At 69.7% G+C, this 20,041-nt stretch carries 15 protein-coding genes; 9 read left to right on the top strand and 6 right to left on the bottom strand.

Annotated features, from left to right (window positions below):
- From ribH to ACFYQ5_RS35225, 6 genes are all read left to right on the top strand, one after another.
- Entirely contained in the window at positions 1-486 is a 486-nt protein-coding gene (ribH, locus tag ACFYQ5_RS35200) for a 6,7-dimethyl-8-ribityllumazine synthase (RefSeq protein WP_359475664.1), read from the top strand.
- Positions 487-521: 35 nt separating this feature from the next.
- Positions 522-794, top strand: a complete 273-nt coding sequence (locus ACFYQ5_RS35205) for a phosphoribosyl-ATP diphosphatase (protein WP_031097852.1) — start codon at positions 522-524, stop codon at positions 792-794.
- A gap of 64 nt (positions 795-858) precedes the next feature.
- Entirely contained in the window at positions 859-1,707 is an 849-nt protein-coding gene (gene hisG / locus ACFYQ5_RS35210; protein ID WP_389203576.1) for an ATP phosphoribosyltransferase, read from the top strand.
- Between the two features lie 69 nt (positions 1,708-1,776).
- Complete coding sequence (locus ACFYQ5_RS35215) at positions 1,777-2,256, top strand: PH domain-containing protein (protein ID WP_389203577.1); 480 nt, start codon at positions 1,777-1,779, stop codon at positions 2,254-2,256.
- A 187-nt stretch (positions 2,257-2,443) separates the two neighbouring features.
- Complete coding sequence (locus ACFYQ5_RS35220) at positions 2,444-3,838, top strand: hemolysin family protein (RefSeq protein WP_389203579.1); 1,395 nt, start codon at positions 2,444-2,446, stop codon at positions 3,836-3,838.
- On the top strand, positions 3,835-4,920 hold the full coding sequence (locus ACFYQ5_RS35225; RefSeq protein ID WP_389203582.1) for a hemolysin family protein: 1,086 nt from the start codon (positions 3,835-3,837) through the stop codon (positions 4,918-4,920). The genes ACFYQ5_RS35220 and ACFYQ5_RS35225 overlap by 4 nt, the downstream gene beginning before the upstream one ends.
- A 47-nt stretch (positions 4,921-4,967) precedes the next feature.
- Here ACFYQ5_RS35225 and ACFYQ5_RS35230 read toward each other — a convergent pair whose 3' ends face one another.
- Positions 4,968-6,875 carry an AAA family ATPase gene (locus ACFYQ5_RS35230; RefSeq protein WP_389203584.1) on the bottom strand — a complete coding sequence of 636 codons (1,908 nt, stop codon included), beginning with the start codon at positions 6,873-6,875 and terminating at the stop codon, positions 4,968-4,970.
- Between the two features lie 367 nt (positions 6,876-7,242).
- Entirely contained in the window at positions 7,243-7,857 is a 615-nt protein-coding gene (locus tag ACFYQ5_RS35235) for a uridine kinase (RefSeq protein WP_389203587.1), read from the bottom strand.
- Positions 7,858-8,042: 185 nt separating this feature from the next.
- Between ACFYQ5_RS35235 and ACFYQ5_RS35240 the strand changes: the two genes are divergently transcribed.
- Positions 8,043-9,404 carry a peptidase C39 family protein gene (locus ACFYQ5_RS35240; RefSeq protein WP_389203590.1) on the top strand — a complete coding sequence of 454 codons (1,362 nt, stop codon included), beginning with the start codon at positions 8,043-8,045 and terminating at the stop codon, positions 9,402-9,404.
- Between the two features lie 227 nt (positions 9,405-9,631).
- Here ACFYQ5_RS35240 and ACFYQ5_RS35245 read toward each other — a convergent pair whose 3' ends face one another.
- A complete protein-coding gene (locus tag ACFYQ5_RS35245; protein ID WP_389203592.1) occupies positions 9,632-10,864 on the bottom strand; it encodes a glycosyltransferase in 1,233 nt (410 codons plus the stop codon).
- Between the two features lie 1,391 nt (positions 10,865-12,255).
- Between ACFYQ5_RS35245 and ACFYQ5_RS35250 the strand changes: the two genes are divergently transcribed.
- On the top strand, positions 12,256-15,066 hold the full coding sequence (locus tag ACFYQ5_RS35250) for an AAA family ATPase (RefSeq protein WP_389203593.1): 2,811 nt from the start codon (positions 12,256-12,258) through the stop codon (positions 15,064-15,066).
- A gap of 91 nt (positions 15,067-15,157) precedes the next feature.
- On the opposite strand, the gene ACFYQ5_RS35255 is transcribed toward ACFYQ5_RS35250, so the two are convergent.
- On the bottom strand, positions 15,158-15,820 hold the full coding sequence (locus ACFYQ5_RS35255) for a hypothetical protein (protein ID WP_389203594.1): 663 nt from the start codon (positions 15,818-15,820) through the stop codon (positions 15,158-15,160).
- A gap of 661 nt (positions 15,821-16,481) precedes the next feature.
- On the opposite strand from ACFYQ5_RS35255, the gene ACFYQ5_RS35260 reads away from it, so the two are divergent.
- Positions 16,482-18,110, top strand: coding sequence for a flavin monoamine oxidase family protein (locus ACFYQ5_RS35260; RefSeq protein ID WP_389203602.1), 1,629 nt, complete (start codon positions 16,482-16,484; stop codon positions 18,108-18,110).
- Positions 18,111-18,213: 103 nt separating this feature from the next.
- Here ACFYQ5_RS35260 and ACFYQ5_RS35265 read toward each other — a convergent pair whose 3' ends face one another.
- Both ACFYQ5_RS35265 and ACFYQ5_RS35270 read right to left on the bottom strand, forming a co-directional pair.
- A complete protein-coding gene (locus ACFYQ5_RS35265; RefSeq protein WP_389203596.1) occupies positions 18,214-19,026 on the bottom strand; it encodes an ABC transporter permease in 813 nt (270 codons plus the stop codon).
- Positions 19,023-19,970 carry an ABC transporter ATP-binding protein gene (locus ACFYQ5_RS35270; RefSeq protein ID WP_389203598.1) on the bottom strand — a complete coding sequence of 316 codons (948 nt, stop codon included), beginning with the start codon at positions 19,968-19,970 and terminating at the stop codon, positions 19,023-19,025. Before ACFYQ5_RS35270 ends, ACFYQ5_RS35265 begins: the two co-directional genes overlap by 4 nt.
- Between the last annotated feature and the right edge of the window lie 71 nt (positions 19,971-20,041).

Raw genomic sequence — 20,041 nt, forward strand, 5'->3', positions numbered from 1 at the left:
ATGAGCGGCAAGGGCGCACCCGAACTGTCCGTACGCAACTGCGGAGACCTGAGGGTTGCGGTGATCGCTGCCCAGTGGCACGAGAAGGTCATGGACGGACTCGTCGACGGGGCCCTGCGTGCCCTGCGTGACCTGGGCATCGACGAGCCGACCCTGCTCCGGGTCCCCGGCAGCTTCGAGCTCCCCGTGGTGGCCAAGGTGCTCGCCGGCCGCGGCTACGACGCGATCGTCGCCCTCGGGGTGATCATCCGCGGAGGCACTCCCCACTTCGAATACGTGTCCCAGGGCGTGACCAACGGCCTCACCCAGGTCACGGTCGACACCGGAGTCCCCGTCGGCTTCGGTGTGCTCACCTGTGACAACGAGGAACAGGCTCTGGACCGGGCCGGACTCGAAGGCTCCAACGAGGACAAGGGGCACGAAGCGGTCACCGCCGCCGTGGCGACCGCCGCCACACTGCGCACCGTCAGCGAACCCTGGCGCTGAGCGGCGCTCCACGACCCCGTATTCTAAGGACCATCATGGCGAACAAAACCTTCGAAGAGCTCTTCGCCGAGCTGCAGCTCAAGGCCGCCGACGGCGACCCCTCCACCTCCCGCACCGCCGAGCTGGTGGACAAGGGAGTGCATGCCATCGGCAAGAAGGTCGTCGAGGAGGCCGCCGAGGTCTGGATGGCCGCCGAATACGAGGGCAAGGAAGCCGCCGCCGAGGAGATCTCGCAGCTGCTCTACCACGTCCAGGTGATGATGGTCGCCCGCGGAATCTCCCTCGACGACGTCTACGCCCACCTCTGAGCCACCCGCGCATCTCCCGAAGATCCCTCCGCACCATCCCTCCGCACAAAGGAAACCCGACCTCATGCTGCGCATCGCCGTTCCCAACAAGGGTTCACTCTCCGGACCTGCGATGGCGATGCTCCATGAGGCCGGCTACCAGCAGCGCAAAGAGTCCAAGGAACTCGTCCTGGTCGACCCGACCAACGAGGTCGAGTTCTTCTACCTGCGGCCGCGCGACATCGCGATCTACGTCAGCTCGGGCCGCCTCGACATCGGCATCACCGGCCGCGACCTGCTGCTGGACTCCGGTGCCGACGCCGAGGAGATCCTCCAGCTCGGCTTCGCGCGTTCGACCTTCCGTTACGCCACCAAGCCCGGCACGGCCACCGGCCCCCAGGACTTCGACGGCATGACGATCGCCACGTCCTACGAGGGCATCGTCGCGGCACACCTCGCCGACGTCGGCGTCAAGGCCGCCGTCGTCCACCTCGACGGCGCGGTCGAGACCGCCATCGAGCTCGGTGTCGCCCAGGTCATCGCCGACGTCGTCGAGACCGGCACCAGCCTGCGCAACGCCGGACTCGAGGTCATCGGCGAGCCGATCATGACGTCGGAAGCCGTCGTGATCCGCCGCAGGGGAGCTGACGCGGAGGACCCCAAGGTGCAGCAGTTCCTGCGCCGTCTGCAGGGCGTCCTGGTCGCCCGCTCGTACGTGATGATGGACTACGACTGCCGCGTCGAGCACCTGGAGCGCGCCGTAGCCCTCACCCCGGGCCTGGAGTCGCCCACCATCTCCCCGCTGCACCACGAGGGCTGGGTCGCCGTACGCTCCATGGTCGCGGCCAAGGAGGCCCAGCGGATCATGGACGATCTGTACGAGCTGGGTGCGCGCGCCATCCTCACGACGGCCATCCACGCCTGCCGCCTCTGACAGCAGGCCCCAGCCGGACCCAGACCCCTGAGCCGGACCACAGCACACCTTAAGGACGACAGCGCCGCCATGTCCGACCCCGCGCCCCGGCCGCCCGGACTCCCTGCCCTTCCGGCCACCTTCAGGCCCACTCTCACCCGAGTGGTCCTGCTGGCCGTGGGGGCGGCGATGTTCGTCGTCATCACCGCGGTCGCGATGATCCTGGAGAACCTCAGCGCGGGGGAACGGACCAGCTTCGTCTTCGTGGCCCTGCTGTTCTTCGGCGTCCTCGCCCTGCTCAGCAGGCCCCGCATCACCGTCGACGAGGCGGGGGTCACGGTCGTCAACATCACCCGCACCCGCCGACTCGCCTGGGCGCAGATTCTGCGCGTCAATCTGCGCGCCGGTGACCCGTGGGTCTTCCTCGATCTCAGCGACGGCACCAGCATGCCCGCACTCGGCATCCAGCCCGGAATCGCCAGAGAACGGGCCATCAGCGACGCCCGGACACTCCGCGCTCTCGCCGAATTCCACGGCAGCGGAGTGAACGACGCCACGGAGAACAGCTGAGCCCTCTGCCCCGTACGGCCCGATCCCGATTATTCTGGGACCGGTGGCGCACCGGGTGCGCCCCGCCCCGCACCAGAAGGCCCTCAAGGCCTGCGGGGCATTTCCTGCGACCCAAGGAGTGACTCCCTCCAGCAATGGACGGATCGTCCGGTAGTACCTGCGCCGCCCTCTCTCCGGAGGCGGCGGCATGACCACCCCCCTCTTGCTGCTTCTCGCGGCATTCCTTCTCATCCTCGCCAACGGGTTCTTCGTGGCAGCCGAATTCGGGCTCGTCACGGTGGAACGGCAGGACGCCGAACGCGCCGCCGCCGAAGGCGACCGCCGGGCCCGTACCGTCGTCGCCGCCCTGCGCGAACTCTCGTTCCAGCTCTCCGGCACCCAGCTCGGCATCACCATCACCTCGCTGGTCGTCGGCATGCTCGCCGAACCGGCGCTCGCCCAGCTGCTCGCCGGACCGCTCACCGCCACCGGACTGCCCCGAGGGGCCGTTCCCGGGGTGAGCGTCGTGATCGGCATGCTGTTCGCCTCCGCCGTCCAGATGGTGATCGGCGAGCTCGTACCGAAGAACTGGGCGGTCTCCCGGCCGCTCCAGGTCGCCCGGTTCGTCGCCGGGCCCCAGCACCTCTTCTCGACCCTCCTGCGACCGGTGATCACCGCTCTGAACGCCGTCGCCAACCGGCTGGTCCGGCTGCTGGGCGTCGAACCCACCGAAGAACTCGCCTCCGCCAGGAGCCCGGGCGAACTCGTCTCCCTGGCCCGGCACTCCGCCGAGGCCGGCACCCTGGAGCAGGACACCGCCGATCTCTTCGTGCGGACCCTGTCCCTCGCCGGTCTCACCGCGCAGCACGTCATGACCCCGCGGGTGAAGGTCAGCGCGCTGCAGGCGTCCGCGACCGCGGCGGACGTCCTCAATCTCACGCGGGCCACCGGCCTGTCCCGGTTTCCCGTCTACCGCGACCGCATCGACGAGGTCGTCGGCATGGTCCACCTCAAGGACGCCCTGGCCGTCCCCTCCCCGGACCGGCTGCGCACCCCGGTGAGCCGGATCGCCGTGCCGCCTCTCCTGGTGCCCGAGTCCCTGCCCGTCGAACAGCTGCTCCAGCGGCTGCGCAGCGAGCAGCCGATCGCCGTCGTGGTCGACGAGTACGGCGGCACCGCCGGTGTCGTCACCCTCGAGGACATCATCGAGGAACTCGTCGGCGAGGTACGGGACGAGCACGACGTGGAGGGCGCCGACCGCCCCGAGCTGACGCCCGTCGTCGCCGACGACGGACGCTCCGGCTGGGACGTGGAGGGCAGCACCCGGGTGCTGACCCTGCGGGGGATAGGCCTCGACGTGCCCGACGGGCCGTACGAGACAGTGGCGGGGCTGGTCGCCGATCTGCTGGGACGCATCCCCGCACCCGGTGACCGGACCGAGCTGCCCGGCTGGCGGATCGCCGTCCGCCAGGTCGGTCACTACCGTGCCGAACAGGTCCGCTTCGTCCGTCTGGCGGACATACCGTCGGCTCCGGCGGGCCGGCCGCAGCGGCACGAACAGCCGGAACGGCTCACCCAGGAACTGCTGGAGGCCGTGCGATGAGCCTCGTACAGCTGGTCTTCGCCGGTCTCCTCGTGCTGGCGAACGGCTTCTTCGTCGGCGCCGAATTCGCGCTCGTCTCCGTACGGCGCAGTCAGGTCGAACCCCTCGCGGCAGGTGGGTCGAGCCGCGCCAGACAGGTCCTGTACGGCCTGGAGAACCTGCCGCAGATGATGGCCGCCGCACAGTTCGGCATCACCATCTGCTCCCTCACGCTCGGCGCCGTGGCGGAGCCGACCGTCGCCCACCTCCTGGAACCGGTCTTCCAGGCGGCGCACCTGCCCGAAGGGCTCGTGCATCCGCTCGGCTTCGCGGTCGCCCTCGTCTCCGTGGTCTTCCTCCACCTCGTCATCGGCGAGATGGTCCCGAAGAACCTGGCCATGGCCGCCCCCGAGAAGACCGCGATGTGGCTCAGCCCCGGCCTGGTCGGCTTCGCCCGGCTCTGCCGGCCCGTCACCTCCGCGCTCGGGGCATGCGCCACGCTCGTCCTTCGGCTCTTCAAGGTCGAGCCGAAGGACGAGGTCGAGGCCGTCTTCACCAGCGAACAGCTGAACCGTCTGGTGGAGGACGCGGGCATGGCAGGCCTGCTGGAACCCGAGGCGCGGGATCGCCTCGGGGACGCCCTCGAACTGGGCAGCAGGCCCGTCACCGACGTGCTGCTCGACCGGGCGTCCCTGGTCACGGTGGACCCCTCCGTCACCCCGCGCAGCGTCGAGGAGCTGACCGTACGGACCGGCTTCTCACGCTTTCCCGTCTGCGCGGAGGGCGGCGGCCCGTTCATGGGCTATCTGCACGTCAAGGACGTCCTGGAGCTGGAGGACGGCGAGCGGGCCGTTCCGCAGCAGATCTGGCGCCCGATGGCGACCGTACGGGCGGAACTCCCCCTGGACGACGCCCTGACGGTCATGCGCCGTGCGGCCACGCATCTCGCCCAGGTCGCCGACGCGTCGGGCAAGGTGCTCGGTCTGGTCGCCATGGAGGACGTCCTGGAGATGCTCGTGGGGGAGGTCCGCGACCCGGCCCACCGCGTCTCGGTGCCCCGCCGCACGGTGGAGACGCCGACGGTCATGGCTCCTCTCGGCTGACGCCGCCGCAGGACGGTCCCGCCGGGGCCGTCCTGCGGCACCACGCCCTAAAGGCCTCCGGGCTCCTGTGTCCCGCGGCCGATCGGGCCCCGCCCCGACAGCACCTCGCCGTACGCCTGCATCAGATCCGGCAGCCGCAGCGTGGCCAGGTCGTCCCGGGTCGGCGCGGCGGCGTAACCGGACAGCCGCAGATCGCGGTAAGCACAGCTCTTCTCGTACAGGGTACGCAGGAAACGGCCGTTGCCCAGCTCGTCGATCCAGCCCTGGTCGACCACATGACCGCTGATGCTGCGCAGCTCGTCCAGGGACTCCTCGTCCCATACGTCGCCGTTCTCGGAGGCCAGCACCCCGCCGATCGCGGTGAGTTCGAGGGGACGGTAACTCGGGAAGTCGACCCGCGTGGTGAAGCGTGAGGAGAGTCCCGGGTTGGTGGAGAGGAGCCGGTCCATGCCCTCCGGATAGCCGGCGAGGATGACGACCAGGTGGTTCCTGTTGTCCTCAGCCCGTTTGAGGAGGACCTGCAGGGCCTCGTCGCCGTACGCATCGCCCTTGCTGTACCCCGAGTTGGCGAGGCTGTACGCCTCGTCCACGAACAGCACTCCGCCGAGCGCCGAATCGATCAGCTCGTTGGCCTTCACGGCGGTCTGCCCGAGGAACTCGCCCACCAGGTCCGACCGTTGGGCTTCCACCAAGTGGTCGCCGCCGAGCAGGCCGAGTGCGTAGAACACCCGGCCCAGGATGCGGGCCACCGTGGTCTTGCCCGTCCCGGAAGGGCCGGAGAACACGAAGTGGCGCTTCGGGGGCTGCACCGGAAGTCCCTGATCGGCTCGCAGACGCGCCATGTTCAGCTGTGCGGACAGGGCCTTGACCTGGCGCTTCACCGGTTCGAGTCCGACCATGCGCTCGAGTTCGGCCAAGGCCTCCGCAAGCATCACCGGGTCGCTCGGCCCCGCCGGGAAGACGGCTGCCCGCGTCGCACCCAGCTTCGCCCGTGCCCCGTTACCGCCGGGCCCGGACGGTGGTACCACGGCACCGGGCGGGATCTCCGGGTCGCCGCCGAGCCAGGGCTCACGGCCCTCCACCAGGTCGGTGCCGAGCGCCATGTCGCCGTCCGTCCGGGCCTCCACGCCCGAGCCGTCCGAACCGAAGCCGGCCAGCGTGACCGCGGCGAGATCGGCGGCCTCGTCGTAACCGTCTCCCTCGGAGATCGCCGCGAGCCTGGCCGAGGTGTCCATGAACGCCGGGTCCACGCGGTGCACCGCCCGGTACAGCGGCAGGGCCGCCGCGCTGCGCCCCGTGCCCTCGTGGGCCCGCGCCAGCCAGTAGCGCAGTTCCTTGCGCTGCGGCTGTTCGCTGCGACAGCGCATCAGCGCGGCGGACAGGAGAGGTTCCGCCTGCCCGTACATCTCCAGGCGCACCCGCGCCATCCCACCGAAGAGCCCGGCCTCGATGCCGAGCAGCGGATCGTCGACGAGCCGCTCCGTGGTGCGTACGAGCTGCTCCCAGTCCTTGACCAGGTACGAGCGGCAGGCATGCAGGAAGCGCACCTGGGGATCGGCGTCGATCGGCGGCAGTCCCGCCAACGCCCGGTCCAGTTCCGGCACATGGCGGCCGTCCAGCCAGTGCGAGGCATGCGCGAGAAGCAGATCGCGCGGGCTCTCGAGCACCGGCTGCACCCACCACCCCAGCCAGTACCACGAGTTGAGCGTGCGGTGATGGCGGGTGCGCTGCTCGCCGAAGCGGTCGCGATGGCGGAACATGCGTAACAGCGCGGTGGTGGTGTCGATCCGCAGCGCGTGCAGCCCCAGCCAGCCGTCCGCCATGCCGGGATCGAGACGTACCGCGGTTCTGAACTCTTCCTCGGCCTGCGGATACGCGCCCATGGTGTAGGCGTCCACTCCGCGAAGCCAGGCAAGGTCGGCCGGGGCCTGCGCGCCCGGCGTGCCGATGTCCATCAGGTCCCCCACAAACCGTGCCCCCAGAATGTCCCGCCCGCACAGCATGCCCAGCGCGGCACACCTAATCACCGTGCCGGAGACGGGAATTGACCACACCCGAGAGGCATCGTACCTGTACAGGGAGTGAGCGGTTAAGTGCGTAACCGGCGCATCGGGGGGCGGTGACCGAGGGTGAGTGAAGGGCTCCGCGCGCCGGGGCGAGAGGGCAGAACGAAGCCCCCGATCACGGGGGAACAACCGGGGGCTTCGCGTCTGCGGGGGCTCCGAAAAGCCGCACATTGAGAACGTAAGACCTGTACGGCCCCTCGGTCAAGCCGAGTTGGGCGCCTACGGGACTGCTCCCTGCCGGTGGGTACGGCAACCCTCAGGCTTCACTGTCCGTGACGATCCGACTCGCCACCGCTGTCGGTCGAGGCCCTTCCAGCCACGCGTACCCCGTGGGCACCCGCCGTATCACCGCATCCGCGAAGGGAAGCGAGGGGTCTTCGGCGAAATGCCGCCGCTCCGCGACGGTCCAGCTGTCCCAGAAGTCGGACAGCCCGGGGCCGTCGCGATGCCTGCCCCGCTCCCAGGACGCCTCGCTGTCCCCCTCGATCCACAGCAGCCCCGCGAGGAACGGCCGCGTCGCGGCGCGGCCCGCGCCCACCCCCTCGATCAGCATCACGGGGGCGGGGTCCAGTGTTCTCGGTGGCCCGAAGCGCCGGGCCGTCCAGTCGTACGGGGCGTACCGCGCGGGCTCTCCCTGTGAGAGCGGATCCAGGACCTGCGCCCGGAGCCGGTTCGTCCAGGCGAACAGCTCCTCGTGTGTGGCCAGGTCGTCCAGGTGCAGCACGGGGGCGTCGCCGAGGGCCGTGGCCAGGCGGCCGGCGAAGGTGCTCTTGCCGGACCCCGCGTGGCCGTCGACGGCGATCAGCCGCACCGGTCCGCAGGACGGGGCGAGGGAGAGCAGCCGGCGAGCGTGGTCCGCCAGGTCGTTCATGGTCCCCACCCTACGAGTCCTGCGGGCTTGGCACGACCCTGTCCAGGTCATGTCAGTGGAGCAGACCAATATTGGTGCTGCGGCACGGGGCGAATCACTGGCCGGACCCGGCCCCGACCCGCGATAGTTGGCGCACCGATCGGCACCCGCAGTCCCATTCCGCTCAACGACCGGGGGTCTCGCCCATGACCAGACCGACTTCACGCAGAACCGTGCTCACCGCCGCGATCGCGGCAGCGGCAGGAGTGGGAACCGCGGCCTCCGCCGCCCCGGCGAGCGCCGACTCCTCCCGAACCGACTCATCCCCGGCGGCAGCCTCACTCGTGGACAATCGTTTCTGGACCACCTCTTCCGACTGGCGCTGCGGCTCGTCGGCCGGGACCCGCGCCGTCGCCGGCCCCCGGCCGGGCCTGGTGATCTCCACCCCCGCCGGACGCACCGACTACACCGACCCGCACACCGGCACCACCAGTGCCTGGGAGTACGCGACCTGGACCTCCCCGGTCCACCGCTCGGCCGTCCCCGCCACCGAGGTGATCGCGTCCTGGAACGCCCACACCCCTCAGGGCACCTGGATCCAGATCGAGCTGCGTGGCAGCTACTCGGACGGCACGGACACGCCCTGGTACGTGATGGGCCGCTGGGCCGCCGGTGACACGGACATCCGCCGCACCTCCGTGGACGACCAGACCGACGACAGGAGCACGGTCTGGACCGACACCCTCTCCGTGGACGACGCGGCGAGCGGACTGCGGCTGGTGTCCTACCGCCTGAGGCTCACCCTCCACCGCACCCCCGGCACCCGCCTCACGCCCACGGTCCACCGGGCCGGCGCCATGGCCTCGGACATCCCTGACCGCTTCACCGTCCCGGCCGCGGCGCCCGGCACCGCCCGTGAGCTGACGGTGCCGCGCTACTCGCAGAACATCCATGAAGGGGAGTACCCGGAGTACGACAACGGGGGCGAGGCCTGGTGCAGCCCCACCTCCTCGCAGATGATCATCGAGTACTGGGGCCGCAAGCCCACCCCGGAGGACCTGGCCTGGGTCAAGCCCGGCCTCGCCGACCCGCAGGTCTGCCACGCGGCCCGCTACACCTTCGACCATCAGTACGAGGGCTGTGGCAACTGGCCCTTCAACGCCGCCTACGCCGCGACGTACAAAGACATGAACGCCGTCGTCACCCGGCTCGGGTCGCTGACCGACCTGGAGGCGCTGATCGGCGCGGGCGTCCCGGTCATCACGTCCCAGTCCTTCCTCAAGGGCGAGCTGACCGGCGCGGGGTACGGAACAGCCGGCCACCTGATGACAGTCATCGGCTTCACGGCCGACGGCGACGTGATCGCCAACGACCCCGCCTCGCCGTCCAACGACGCGGTGCGCCGTGTCTACCGGCGGCGTGAGTGGGAGAACATCTGGCTCCGCACGAAGCGCTACGACGCGAACGGGCAGGTCAGGAGCGGCACGGGAGGGGTCTGCTACGTCTACTGGCCCGTCGACTCAGCACCGGCTCAGCGCCGCGTCCTGCGGTCGCTCGGGCTGACCTGAGCATGTGCTGACCTGAGCATGTAGGGGCCGACGGCCGCCTCGACGACCTGACGGCAGCGCTCCTGACCGTCCTGCGTGAGGCGGCCGTACCGGTCCACGGCGACCTCTGTCGAGCGATGTCCGAGCCACCGGGATACTTCGTGCACGGACGCGCCGTCGGTCAAGGCCACGGTCGTCCGTCTGCGCCGGCGCGCCGCTGTCCGTGCCGTCGGGGCGCGCCCCGAGGCTCACGGAGTGCCCTCCTTCTCCAGCGGCAGCGGGGTGTCCACGTGCTTGGTCCGGCCGCGCCCGGGGAGGTAGACCAGAAGCTCGGTGGCGATGAAGCGGAGGACGAACGTCGTGAGCAGGGCCAGGGCGGTGGCGGGGAGGGCCTCCATGCCCGCGCCGTCGACGAGCAGCGCGATCAGCGGGATGCGCAGGACCAGGTCGGCGTTGGCGAGCAGTGCGAACCGTCCGAGGCGGTCGGCCCAGTGCCGGTTCCCGCGCCGGTCACGGAAGAGGAGTACGTCGATGAGGACGAAGTTCCACAGCACCCCGAACTGGTTGGCGAGCACCTCGGCGGGCAGATAGTGCATCCCCGTGGCCGTGAGCGCGGCGAGACCGCACAGGTTCGGCAGGAAGCCGGTCAGACCGATGAGGCCGAAGACCACCATCCGGGCCGCCGGGGTGGCGGTGCGCAGCGAGACCAGGTGGGCGAGGAAGCGCAGTCCCTCGCGGACGGTCGACTTGGACTCGCCCGCGTATCGCTCCTGGAAGGAGAACGGCACCTCGGCGACCGTGCGGGGGCGGCAGCGGATGGCCAGCTCCAGCAGGATCTTGTAACCCAGGGGCTTGAGGATGTCGGCCTGGGCGTGCACGATGCCGCGGCGGATGGCGAAGAAGCCGCTCATCGGGTCGCTGATGCCGCGCAGCGCCGATCGGAAGAGCCCTTTCGTCACCAGGGTCGAGGTGCGGGAGACCATGACGCGGTAGCGGCCGGACAGCCCGGCGTGGCTGCCGCCGCCCGCGTACCGGCTGGCGACGACGAGGTCGGCCTGCGTGCGGCGCCCCGTCTCGACCAGCTCGGGCATCAGGGACGGCGGATGCTGGAGGTCGGCGTCCATGACGACGATCCACTCCGACGTCGCGGCCTTCAGGCCCTCGACGACGGCTCCGCTCAGCCCGCCTTCGGGCACCTCGCGGTGGATGACGTTCACCGGGAACGGGCAGGTGAGAGCGGCGCGTTCGATCGCGGCCGGGGTGTCGTCGCTGCTGTCGTCGACGAACAGGGCCTCGCAGTCCAGATGCGCGGGCACGGCGGCGGCGAGCTGTCTGAGCAACTCCTCAACGTTCGCAGCCTCGTTGAAGGTGGGGATGATCACCGTGACGGTGGTGCGCTTCCCCTCCCCGAAGCCCTCGGGGCCGCCGAGGGCGTGACCCGAGGTGTCGACCCCGTCGGCGCCGGGGCCCGTCACGGTCATCGGGGCACGCTCCCGTACGGTGCCGCGTTCGCGTTCCCTGTCGTGTGCCGCGGTGTCGGGGTGCCGGAACCCGCGGTGTGCGTTCTCGCCATCGTCGTCCTCTACGGTCTGCGCGCGTGCGCGTCACATCGGCGTGCCCTGTCCGGTGGTGACCGGCGCCGGGCGCTGTACCTGTCTGGTGTGCACGGGAACTCCGGCCGTCGGGCGGGGAGGCGCCCGTCGTCCGGGGTGGCCGCCGCCCGGAAAGGTGAGCCGCGTCTCGGGAGAATCACGGGTGACCGCCCGTTGTGCCGCAGGCGGGGAGTCCTCTCGGAGCCCGGGGAGGGCGTGGCCGTCGCCGACCAGCGTTGACGCTGCTTCCGTGAGCCGGTGGATCCTCCTGCCGGACGTTATCCGTGGTACGTGCCTCCCTCTACCCCTACGCGTCCCCTAGCGGGGCGTCCAGTTCGCGTATGCCCCCCTGGGGCGCGTACGTCCATGGCCGGCACCTGTGCCTTCTAGTTACGAATCGCATGGCGCTGGGATTTGAGGTTTTTTCATACGGCACGAATGGGGCAGAGGTGAAACAGTGGCGTAACAATGTGATGCACCTCGCACCTTGCGGTGTTGCGTTCCCCCGGTCACGTCCTGTGAACGCCCAGTCGTGCGGGACGGCTCCGCTTGCGACCACGTCGAGTTGTCACCGGTCGCGGTTGAACACGTGGAGCTCCTTGGCGAATTTTCCGTCAAATGGCCGTAGGATTGTCATCGATGTGCAGTCGCGGCCGTTGCCGGGAGCCCTTATCAGCAGCACAAGCGGCCCCGGATCGGCCGTCGCGGCATCGGAGCAGGGGCAGTACCGGCGGTCTCGGCGGCATGGCGCAGGGGGAGCGGCGCTTCCCGTCGCCGAGTCGTGCGGGCGCGAGTGGGGCGGAACGAGCGGCCTGTGGGCCACTGCGGAGGGTGGCCGGCGGGCCCCGGGTGCCCGTCGGGGCGTCCCTGGTCCAGTAGGTGGTCAGGGGCGTTTCCGGACAGGGTGGCCGGATGATCGACATGGTCGATCGCGTGGCCGGTTCCTCTTCGCGTCACTTTCATTTGGAATTAAGAATTCCGGATGTGAGGAAATCCTCCGGGGGTCCTATTACCACACCCGGCCCCTGAGTGGGGAGGGCTGAACGTTGCGAGTCACCATTGATTTGGAGGGTGGGCTCACTTCTTTCGGGGCTACCTCGTCGTCAAGATTCAGTCATAGTTGTGTTGTTGCTCGGGTGCTGTTGAGCCTCGACCAGGATATTTGGAATAAACCTTGGTATCCTGCAAGGCGGCTCCGGTTGGGTGCGTGACGAGTACGTTTTGCGAATAGGGCACCCAGTGCACTTTGCGTTAATTTCTTACGGGGAGGAAACCGCGCTATGGGCCTGGTCGAGCGAGTCGATGAATGGGCTCTGTTGGAGGAGGTTCTGGGGGACGGTGCGGCGCGGCTTTCACGGGTAGCTGTGGTGAGAGGGCCGGTGGCTACCGGCAAGAGCGAGTTACTGAACTGCGTCGCCGAACAGGCCGAGGCGCGCGGGCTGACGGTCCTCAGAGCCACGGGCTCACGCGCGGAGCGCAGGACCCCGATGGCGGTCTTCGGTCAACTGCTGCTGCATGACGACCACACGCAGCGTCAGAACGACGAAGCAGCCACGCGGGTGGAGCAGCTGCTCGACGACGCGCGGTTCACCGCGATGCTGCGCGACCCCGACTGCGAGCGGGAGGAACACGTACGTGCCCACACCATGCGGTCGCTGACCTCTGCCTTGTGGGCCAAGGCCCAGGGCGAGCCGCTGGTGATCCTCGTCGACGACGTCCAGTACGCCGACATCCCTTCCCTGCAGTGCCTCCAGCACGTCCTGCACGAACTGCGGGCCAAGCCCGTCGTCACAGTGCTCGGCCTGCGGACCGGACCGCACGCCGAACGGCCGGAGTTCAGCGCCGAGTTGCTCCGCCACCCGCGCCTGACCCAGCTGCGGCTCACCACCATCGGCGAGCGGGCCACTGCCGAGATGCTGCGCGATCACCTCGACGAGGCCACCGCCCGCCGCCTGGCTCCCGACGTGCACCGGATCAGCGGCGGCAATCCGCTGCTCGTCCGCGCTCTGACCCACGACATCCTTGCCCATGGTCCGAGCGCCGACACCTCCTTGTCCTCTCTTTACACCCTCAGCATCGGCGACGCCTTCCGGCAGTCCGTGATCAGCTGCCTGCACCGGGGTGAGGACGCCGTCCTCGCGGTGGCGCGCGGGCTCGCGATCCTGGACGACACCGCGTCCGACGCGACGCTCGCAGCCCTGCTCGACCTCGGCCACGACACCGTCGCGCTCAGCCGCCGCACCCTCGACCTCGCCGGGCTCACTCAGGAGGGCGCGTTCCGCCACCCGTCGGTGCGGACGACCGTGCTCGAAGACCTGGCCCGCGAGGACCGGATCAACCTGCACCGGCGTGCGGCCGGACTGCTGCGGCGCGGCGGCGCCGAAGCACCCGTCGTCGCCCGCCACATCGTGGCCGCGGGCCAGGCCACGGATGCCGAATCCCTCGACGTACTGTGGGAGACGGCCACCCGGGCCCGGCGCGAAGAGGACGTGTCGCTCGCCATCGCCTGTCTGCACCTGGCCTACGAGGTGTGCCCCCGAGGGCCCAGGCGCAGCGAGATACTGGCCGAACTCACCCGCTTCGTCTGGCGGGTACGCCCTTCCGCCGTCGGACCCCATCTACGCGCGCTGCGCGAGGCGTTCGACGAGGGCTGGCTCACGGAGCAGGTCGTGCCCGTGCTCCTCGCGGGCCTTCTGTGGCAGGGCCGGTTCGACGAGGCCGCCGAGATCACCCGCAAGTGCCAGGGCGCCTACGAGGACTCGTCCGCCGTCGCCACGTACCTGGCAGGCGGTGCGGTGCGCACCACCTACCCTGCCCTGCGTCAGCGCGTCGACGCCGACAACTGGCCGAGCGTTCAAGCTCCGTTGGAGTCCGTTGCCGTACGCGGCAGCGACCCGCGCAGCCGGGCGGGCACCGCGTTGACCACCGTGCTGACCCGCGGCGTGGACCAGCAGGCCGCCGACCTGGCCGAGACCGTCCTGCAGGGCACGCCGTTGAGCGACGTCACCCTGGAGGCCCTCACCTGCTCGCTGTCCGTCCTCATCTACTCCGACCGGCTGGGCCGGGCCGCGCACTGGTGCGACGCGCTGCTGCGCGAGGCCGCCAAGCTCGGTGGCGCCGGCTGGCAGGCGCCGCTGTCCGCGATAAGAGCCAAGATCTCGCTGAGACAGGGCAACGCCGTCGACGCCGTCCGGCACGGCATCAGCGCGCTCTCGTGGATGACCCCCCTCGGCTGGGGCGTCGGCATCGGCTCGGTCCTCGCCACCCTCGTCTCCGCGCACACCGCGATGGGACAGTACGAGGAGGCCATGACCTACCTGGACCACCACGTCCCCGACGGCCTCCTGGAGACCCGCTACGGCCTGGAGCTGATCAACGCCCGCGGCCAGCTCTACGCGGCCACCGGGCGAGTGCGGCCGGCGCTCGACGACTTCCTCACGTGCGGTGACCTGATGGCGCGCTGGGGCATCGACCAACCGGCGCTCGTGCCGTGGCGATCCGCTGCCGCCGAGATGCACCTGCGCACGGGCGGCGAGGCCGAGGCCGACCGTCTCGTCAGGGAACAGCTGGCCAAGTGCGGGCCCGGCCAGTCCCGTACACGCGCCCTGACCCTGCGTGTACTCGCCGAGGTCGCTGGGCTGCGGCGGCACCACCACGCGCTGCACGAGGCGATCGAGGAACTGGAGGAGTGCGAGGACCGACTGGAGCTGGTACGGGTTCTCGGTGCACTCAGCCGTTCGCACCACGCTCTCGGCGAGCTGGGGCAGGCGCGCATGATGGCGCGGCGGGCCTGGCGCATAGCGCGGGACGCCCAGGCGGAGTCGCTGTGCGAGCAGCTGCTCCCGTACAGCGACGGTGAAGCGAGCGTGCCCGAGCGGGCCGCGCAGGGCTGCCCCTCGGATGAGCTGACCGACGCGGAGCGGCGCGTGGCCTCGCTGGCGTCCTTCGGGCACAGCAACCGTGAGATAGCGCGAAAACTGTTCATCACGGTCAGCACGGTGGAGCAGCATCTCACGCGGGTGTACAGGAAGTTGAACGTCACCCGCCGCAAGGACCTGCCGCACGACCTGCTCGCGGACACCGCGTGCTGAGCCCGGCGGCGGCGGGCAGGGGCGCAAGAGGACGTCTCCTGCGGGCGGGCGCGGCTCGCCGGTGCGGGGCCGGCGTGGCCTCGCGTTCCGGTCATGAGCCGGCCGCCCGGCAGCCGAAGCACACCTCGCCGTCGTGGGCCGGAATGAGACGGTCCACCATGTGGTGTGCGGTCTGCCGCGACCGGGTGGAGAACACCACGGTCCCCGTCGACGCCGAATAACGGTTCAGCACCCCACAGATGATCTTCTCCGACGCGCTGTCCACGTCGTCCAGAGGGCGAAGGAGCAGGAGCAGCTTCGGCACGTGCAGCAGTGCGCGGCCCAGGGCGGCGCGGGAGCGCTGACCGGGGGAGAGTCCGGAGAGCGGGGCGTGCTTGACGGCCCGCAGGTCAAGGACGTCCGTCAAGTCCGTCGTGCGCTGTGCGGCGGCCTCCTGGGACAGACCTCGGTGTCTCCCGGCCGCCATCAGGACTTCATGGACGGGCTCCTCGGCCGTGGACAGGTCATCGAACCCGACCCCGACGAGCCGTCGCACGGCCGCGGGGTCGGTGGCCGTGTCCGTGCCGTAGACGGACACGGAACGGCCCGCTCTGTCGTCGAGGAGCCGGGCCAGGAACCTGTCCGACGAACTGTCCTCGGACACCACTGCGACACACGCGTGTGGCTCGATGCGCAGCACGCGCTCCTGGTCCGCCGTATACGGGGCGCACGTCCGCGCCGTCTCGTCCGCCGTGTCCCGGATCTCCAGAGCCATGGGATCCGGCCGGGCCGCACCGGGCGCACCGCCCGGACAGTGGTCATGCACAGCGAACCTCCGGCGGTCCGGCCCTGGATGCATGAACCCTTCCCTTCACAGTGAATGGTGCGTGGCCTTGAACACCCGGGAACGGTGCGGGGTGCGCGGTGCGGACACCATAGATCATTTCAAGTCTTCGCCTGATTTGCGTACAGTCTTCAGGATCGAGGTCCCACTACTAAAGTATCCATTGCGTGTCGCGCGAATTTTCCTCACTCGTACATAAGTTCACTTGTGAACGGTCTCGTGAGTCCGCCAACCGATTTTCAGCCACCTGAAGATCGCCTTCCTGCACGCCCGCGCACGAGAAACCGGGCCGGGAGCGAGTAGGAGGCGTAAGGGGACGATGAGGGGTTTCTCCACCCCCGCCAACCGTCGCCATAATCAAGGGCAACATCAGACGTGCCGTATATCGGAGGCGATTCGCGGCCAGGCCGGCTCCCCTGAGGCGAGGCCCGGACGTGCTGATCGCGGACCCCTTCTCCTGCTGCCCGAGCCCGGCTCACCACGGCCGTCTGTCTGCTACGTACCGCCGGGCCGGCCCCCACGACGGTCAGAGGAGTATCCGTTGGTCGCCCTCAACGGCAGTTCGCGTCTCGGGACCACAGATTCCATAACGATGCTGGGCCCGGACTTTCCCTTCGCGTACGACGAATGGCTGTCGAGCCCACACGGACTCGGCGAAATCCCCGCAGCGGAGTTCGCGACACCGGTCGCGGTGATCGGCGCCGGGGTATCGGGCCTCGTCACCGCCTACGAACTCATGCGCCTCGGGTTGCGCCCCACGGTCTACGAAGCCGGCCAGGTCGGTGGGCGCATGCGCTCGGCGAACTTCGACGGCGGACCCGACGCGGTGGCCGAGCTCGGGGCCATGCGCTTCCCCGCGTCTGCCACGGCGCTGCGGCACTACCTGGACCTGGTCGGCCTCACCACACGGCCCTTCCCCAACCCACTGACCCCCGCGAGCGGCAGCACCGTCGTCGCCCTGAACGGCGCACGGCACTACGCCCGGCGTTCCGACGAACTCCCCGGCATCTACCAGGAAGTCGGCATGGCGTGGGACAAGACCCTGCGGGAACACGCTGAACTGTTCGCCATGGACGACGCGATCCGCCGCCGGGACACCGCCGCCATCAAGGCCATCTGGAACCCGCTGGTGCGCGCTCTGGACGACCAGTCCTTCTACGGCTTCATCGCGAGCTCACCCTCCTTCCAGTCCTTCAAGTACCGGGAGATCTTCGGCCAGGTCGGGTTCGGCGCGGGTGGCTGGGACACCGACTTCCCCAACTCCATGCTGGAGATCCTGCGGGTCGTCTACACCGGCGCCGAGGACGACCACCAGCTCGTCGTCGGCGGCTCCCAGCAGCTGCCGCTGCGCCTCTGGTCCCACACGCCCGACGATCTCGCACACTGGCCCGCGGGCACCTCCCTGGAATCCTTGCACCGCGGCGGCCCCCGGGGCGGCGTCGCACGCATCGAGCGCAGCACCCGCGGCATCGTCGTCCACGAACAGGACGGCACGGCCCGTGCCTTCCCGGTCGCCGTCTTCACCCCGCACAAGCGGACGCTGGTCACCAACGTCCGCTGCGACCAGGCGCTGCTGCCCACGCCCGTGTGGACGGCGGTGGAGCGCAGCCACTACATGGGTTCGTCCAAGCTGTTCGTCCTCGTCGACCGCCCCTTCTGGCGCGAGCGCGACCCGCGCACCGGCCGCGAGGTGATGAGTACGACCCTCACCGACCGCATGCCGCGCGGCGTCTACCTCTTCGACGAGGGACCGGACCGCCCCGGCGTGATGTGCCTGTCGTACACCTGGAACGACGACTCACTGAAGATGGCCCCACTGTCCCCCGAGGAGCGCCTGGACGGCGTCCTCGACGTTCTCGCCGACATCTATCCCGGCGTGGACGTCCGCTCCCGCGTCATCGCGCCCCCGCGCACGGTGACCTGGGAGACCGACCCCCACTTCCAAGGCGCGTTCAAGGCGAACCTGCCGGGCCACTACCGCTACCAGCGACGACTGTTCACCCACTTCATGCAGCAGGACCTGACACGAGGCCAGCGCGGCTTCTTCCTCGCCGGTGACGACGTCTCCTGGACCGCGGGCTTCGCCGAGGGCGCGGTGACGACGGGACTCAACGCCGTCTGGGGCGTCCAGGCCCACCTCGGCGGCGCCACCATGCCGTTGAACCCCGGCCCCGGTGACCAGTTCTCCGAACTCGCACCGATCGATCTGCCCGAGGACTGACCTCGCCGAGGTCGTACGACGGACGGGCGAGAGGGGCATACGGAAAGGGCCCCGGAGCAGCCACTCCGGGGCCCCTGCGCGTACGCGGCCCGTGGACCAGGGCTCAGGACTGTGCGCGCCGCAGGAACCCGCGGATACCGATGGCGGCGAAGAGACAGATGGCGCCGACGAGTACGGTCAGGGCGACGGCCAGCGGCACGTGTTCCACAGCGGGGGACGTCACGGCACGCATCCCCTCACTCGCGTACGACAGCGGGTTGGCGCCGCAGATCACCTGGAACCAGCGCACCTCGTCCAGGGCGCCCAGCGGGAACTGCGTCGACCCTGTGAACAGCAACGGCATCAGGACGAGGGTGAACATCACGTCCACCTTGTCGCTGCTGACCGACGTGCCGAGGCACAGGCCGATCGAGGCGCCCGCGAGGGCGCCGAGCCCGGCGATGCCGAGAGCCGGCACGGTTTTGCTGATCGGCCACGACAGGTCGAGGAGGACCATGCCGACCGGCGTCATCATCAGCGACGCCACGAAGCCATACAGCCCGCCGAAAAGAATCTTCTCGACGGCCACCAGACGCAGCGAGACGGGCGAAAGCAGCCGGTCCTCGATCTCGCGCGTGTAGGAGAAGTCGACCACGAGTGGCAACGCAGTGTTCTGCATGCCGCCGAGGAATCCGTTCAGGGCGAGCACTCCGGGCAGCAGGACGGCGCTGTAGTCACCGTCCACGTAGCCGGCGTCGCTCAGCAGCACACCGAACACGAACAGGGTGAAGAACGGCTGGATGATGGCCTGCCCGATGAACGTCGGGAACTGGCGTAGAGCGACAAAGACGTCGCGCCACAGGATGGCGCCGAAGGTGTGTATCTGCCGTTGCCGTCCGGCCGGCGATACCGGGGCTCGCGAAGTCGTCGCAGTCATCGCAGGTTCTTTCCGGTGAGGTGGAGAAAGACGTCTTCCAAGGACACCTTTCCGACGCCGACATCCGTCACGTGGTGGTCCTCGGCGGCCAGCGCCGTGAGTGCGGGGCGCAGCGCCGCCACCGGCTCGGTGTCCGTGTAGATACGGAAGCGGAAACCGCCGTCCGCGGGCGGGTTCTCCGGGTCCACCTCGTCCACCTGGCGCACCCCCGGAAGGCCGGAGAACAGCTTCGCCACGGGCGCCGCGCCCTGCGACGACTGCACGGTGAGGGCGAGTGTCGAGTGCGCGGGCAGCAGTTTGCCCAGGCCTTCCGGGGTGTCCAGCGCGAGCAGGGCGCCCCGGTCCACGATGCCGACGCGGTCGCAGAGCTTGGCGGCCTCTTCCATGTCGTGCGTGGTGACGACCACGGTAACGCCGCGCTCGGCGAGCTCGGCGACCCGCTCGTGCACGAAGAGACGGGCCTGCGGATCGAGCCCGGTCGCGGGCTCGTCGAGGAACAGCACGTTCGGCCGGTGCATCAGCGCCCGGGCGATCATCACGCGCTGCACCTGCCCGCCGGACATGTCGTCGGCCTTGGCCTTGCGGTAGTCCGCAAGGCCCATCTGTTCCAGGAGCTCATCGGCCCGCTTCCGCCGCTCGGCGCGCGGCATGCCGTGGTAGGTGGCGTGGAACAGCAGGTTCTGCCGCACCGACAACGACCGGTCGAGGTTGTTGCGCTGCGGCACCACGGCCAGCAAGCGCTTCGCCTCCCTCGGCCGTGCGACCACGTCCACACCGTCGATCACGACGCTGCCCGAGGTCGGCCGCACCCGGGTGGTCATCATGCCCACCGTGGTGCTTTTCCCCGCGCCATTGGGACCGAGCAGGCCGAACACCTCGCCCCGGTACACATCGAAGCTCAGGCCGTCGACCACGCGGCGCGCGTCGGACGCGTACTGTTTCACCAGATTCTCAACCCGTACAGCGTTTTCCACGATCCCGACCCTAGAGGCGGGCAGTAATCCGGGACACCCCT

The organism is Streptomyces sp. NPDC005794 (genome assembly GCF_042871445.1).
In the GTDB taxonomy this organism is placed as follows: Bacteria; Actinomycetota; Actinomycetes; order Streptomycetales; family Streptomycetaceae; genus Streptomyces.

What these genes read in the sequence shown, in the direction of transcription:
- hisG (WP_389203576.1), top strand. Translation starts at nt 859, where the DNA reads ATGCTGCGCATCGCCGTTCCCAACAAGGGTTCACTCTCCGGACCTGCG.
- ACFYQ5_RS35225 (WP_389203582.1), top strand. Translation starts at nt 3,835, where the DNA reads ATGAGCCTCGTACAGCTGGTCTTCGCCGGTCTCCTCGTGCTGGCGAAC.
- ACFYQ5_RS35215 (WP_389203577.1), top strand. Translation starts at nt 1,777, where the DNA reads ATGTCCGACCCCGCGCCCCGGCCGCCCGGACTCCCTGCCCTTCCGGCC.
- ACFYQ5_RS35240 (WP_389203590.1), top strand. Translation starts at nt 8,043, where the DNA reads ATGACCAGACCGACTTCACGCAGAACCGTGCTCACCGCCGCGATCGCG.
- ACFYQ5_RS35255 (WP_389203594.1), bottom strand. Translation starts at nt 15,820, where the DNA reads ATGGCTCTGGAGATCCGGGACACGGCGGACGAGACGGCGCGGACGTGC.
- ACFYQ5_RS35245 (WP_389203592.1), bottom strand. Translation starts at nt 10,864, where the DNA reads ATGACCGTGACGGGCCCCGGCGCCGACGGGGTCGACACCTCGGGTCAC.
- ACFYQ5_RS35250 (WP_389203593.1), top strand. Translation starts at nt 12,256, where the DNA reads ATGGGCCTGGTCGAGCGAGTCGATGAATGGGCTCTGTTGGAGGAGGTT.
- ACFYQ5_RS35220 (WP_389203579.1), top strand. Translation starts at nt 2,444, where the DNA reads ATGACCACCCCCCTCTTGCTGCTTCTCGCGGCATTCCTTCTCATCCTC.
- ACFYQ5_RS35205 (WP_031097852.1), top strand. Translation starts at nt 522, where the DNA reads ATGGCGAACAAAACCTTCGAAGAGCTCTTCGCCGAGCTGCAGCTCAAG.
- ACFYQ5_RS35260 (WP_389203602.1), top strand. Translation starts at nt 16,482, where the DNA reads ATGCTGGGCCCGGACTTTCCCTTCGCGTACGACGAATGGCTGTCGAGC.
- ACFYQ5_RS35265 (WP_389203596.1), bottom strand. Translation starts at nt 19,026, where the DNA reads ATGACTGCGACGACTTCGCGAGCCCCGGTATCGCCGGCCGGACGGCAA.
- ACFYQ5_RS35235 (WP_389203587.1), bottom strand. Translation starts at nt 7,857, where the DNA reads ATGAACGACCTGGCGGACCACGCTCGCCGGCTGCTCTCCCTCGCCCCG.
- ribH (WP_359475664.1), top strand. Translation starts at nt 1, where the DNA reads ATGAGCGGCAAGGGCGCACCCGAACTGTCCGTACGCAACTGCGGAGAC.
- ACFYQ5_RS35230 (WP_389203584.1), bottom strand. Translation starts at nt 6,875, where the DNA reads ATGGACATCGGCACGCCGGGCGCGCAGGCCCCGGCCGACCTTGCCTGG.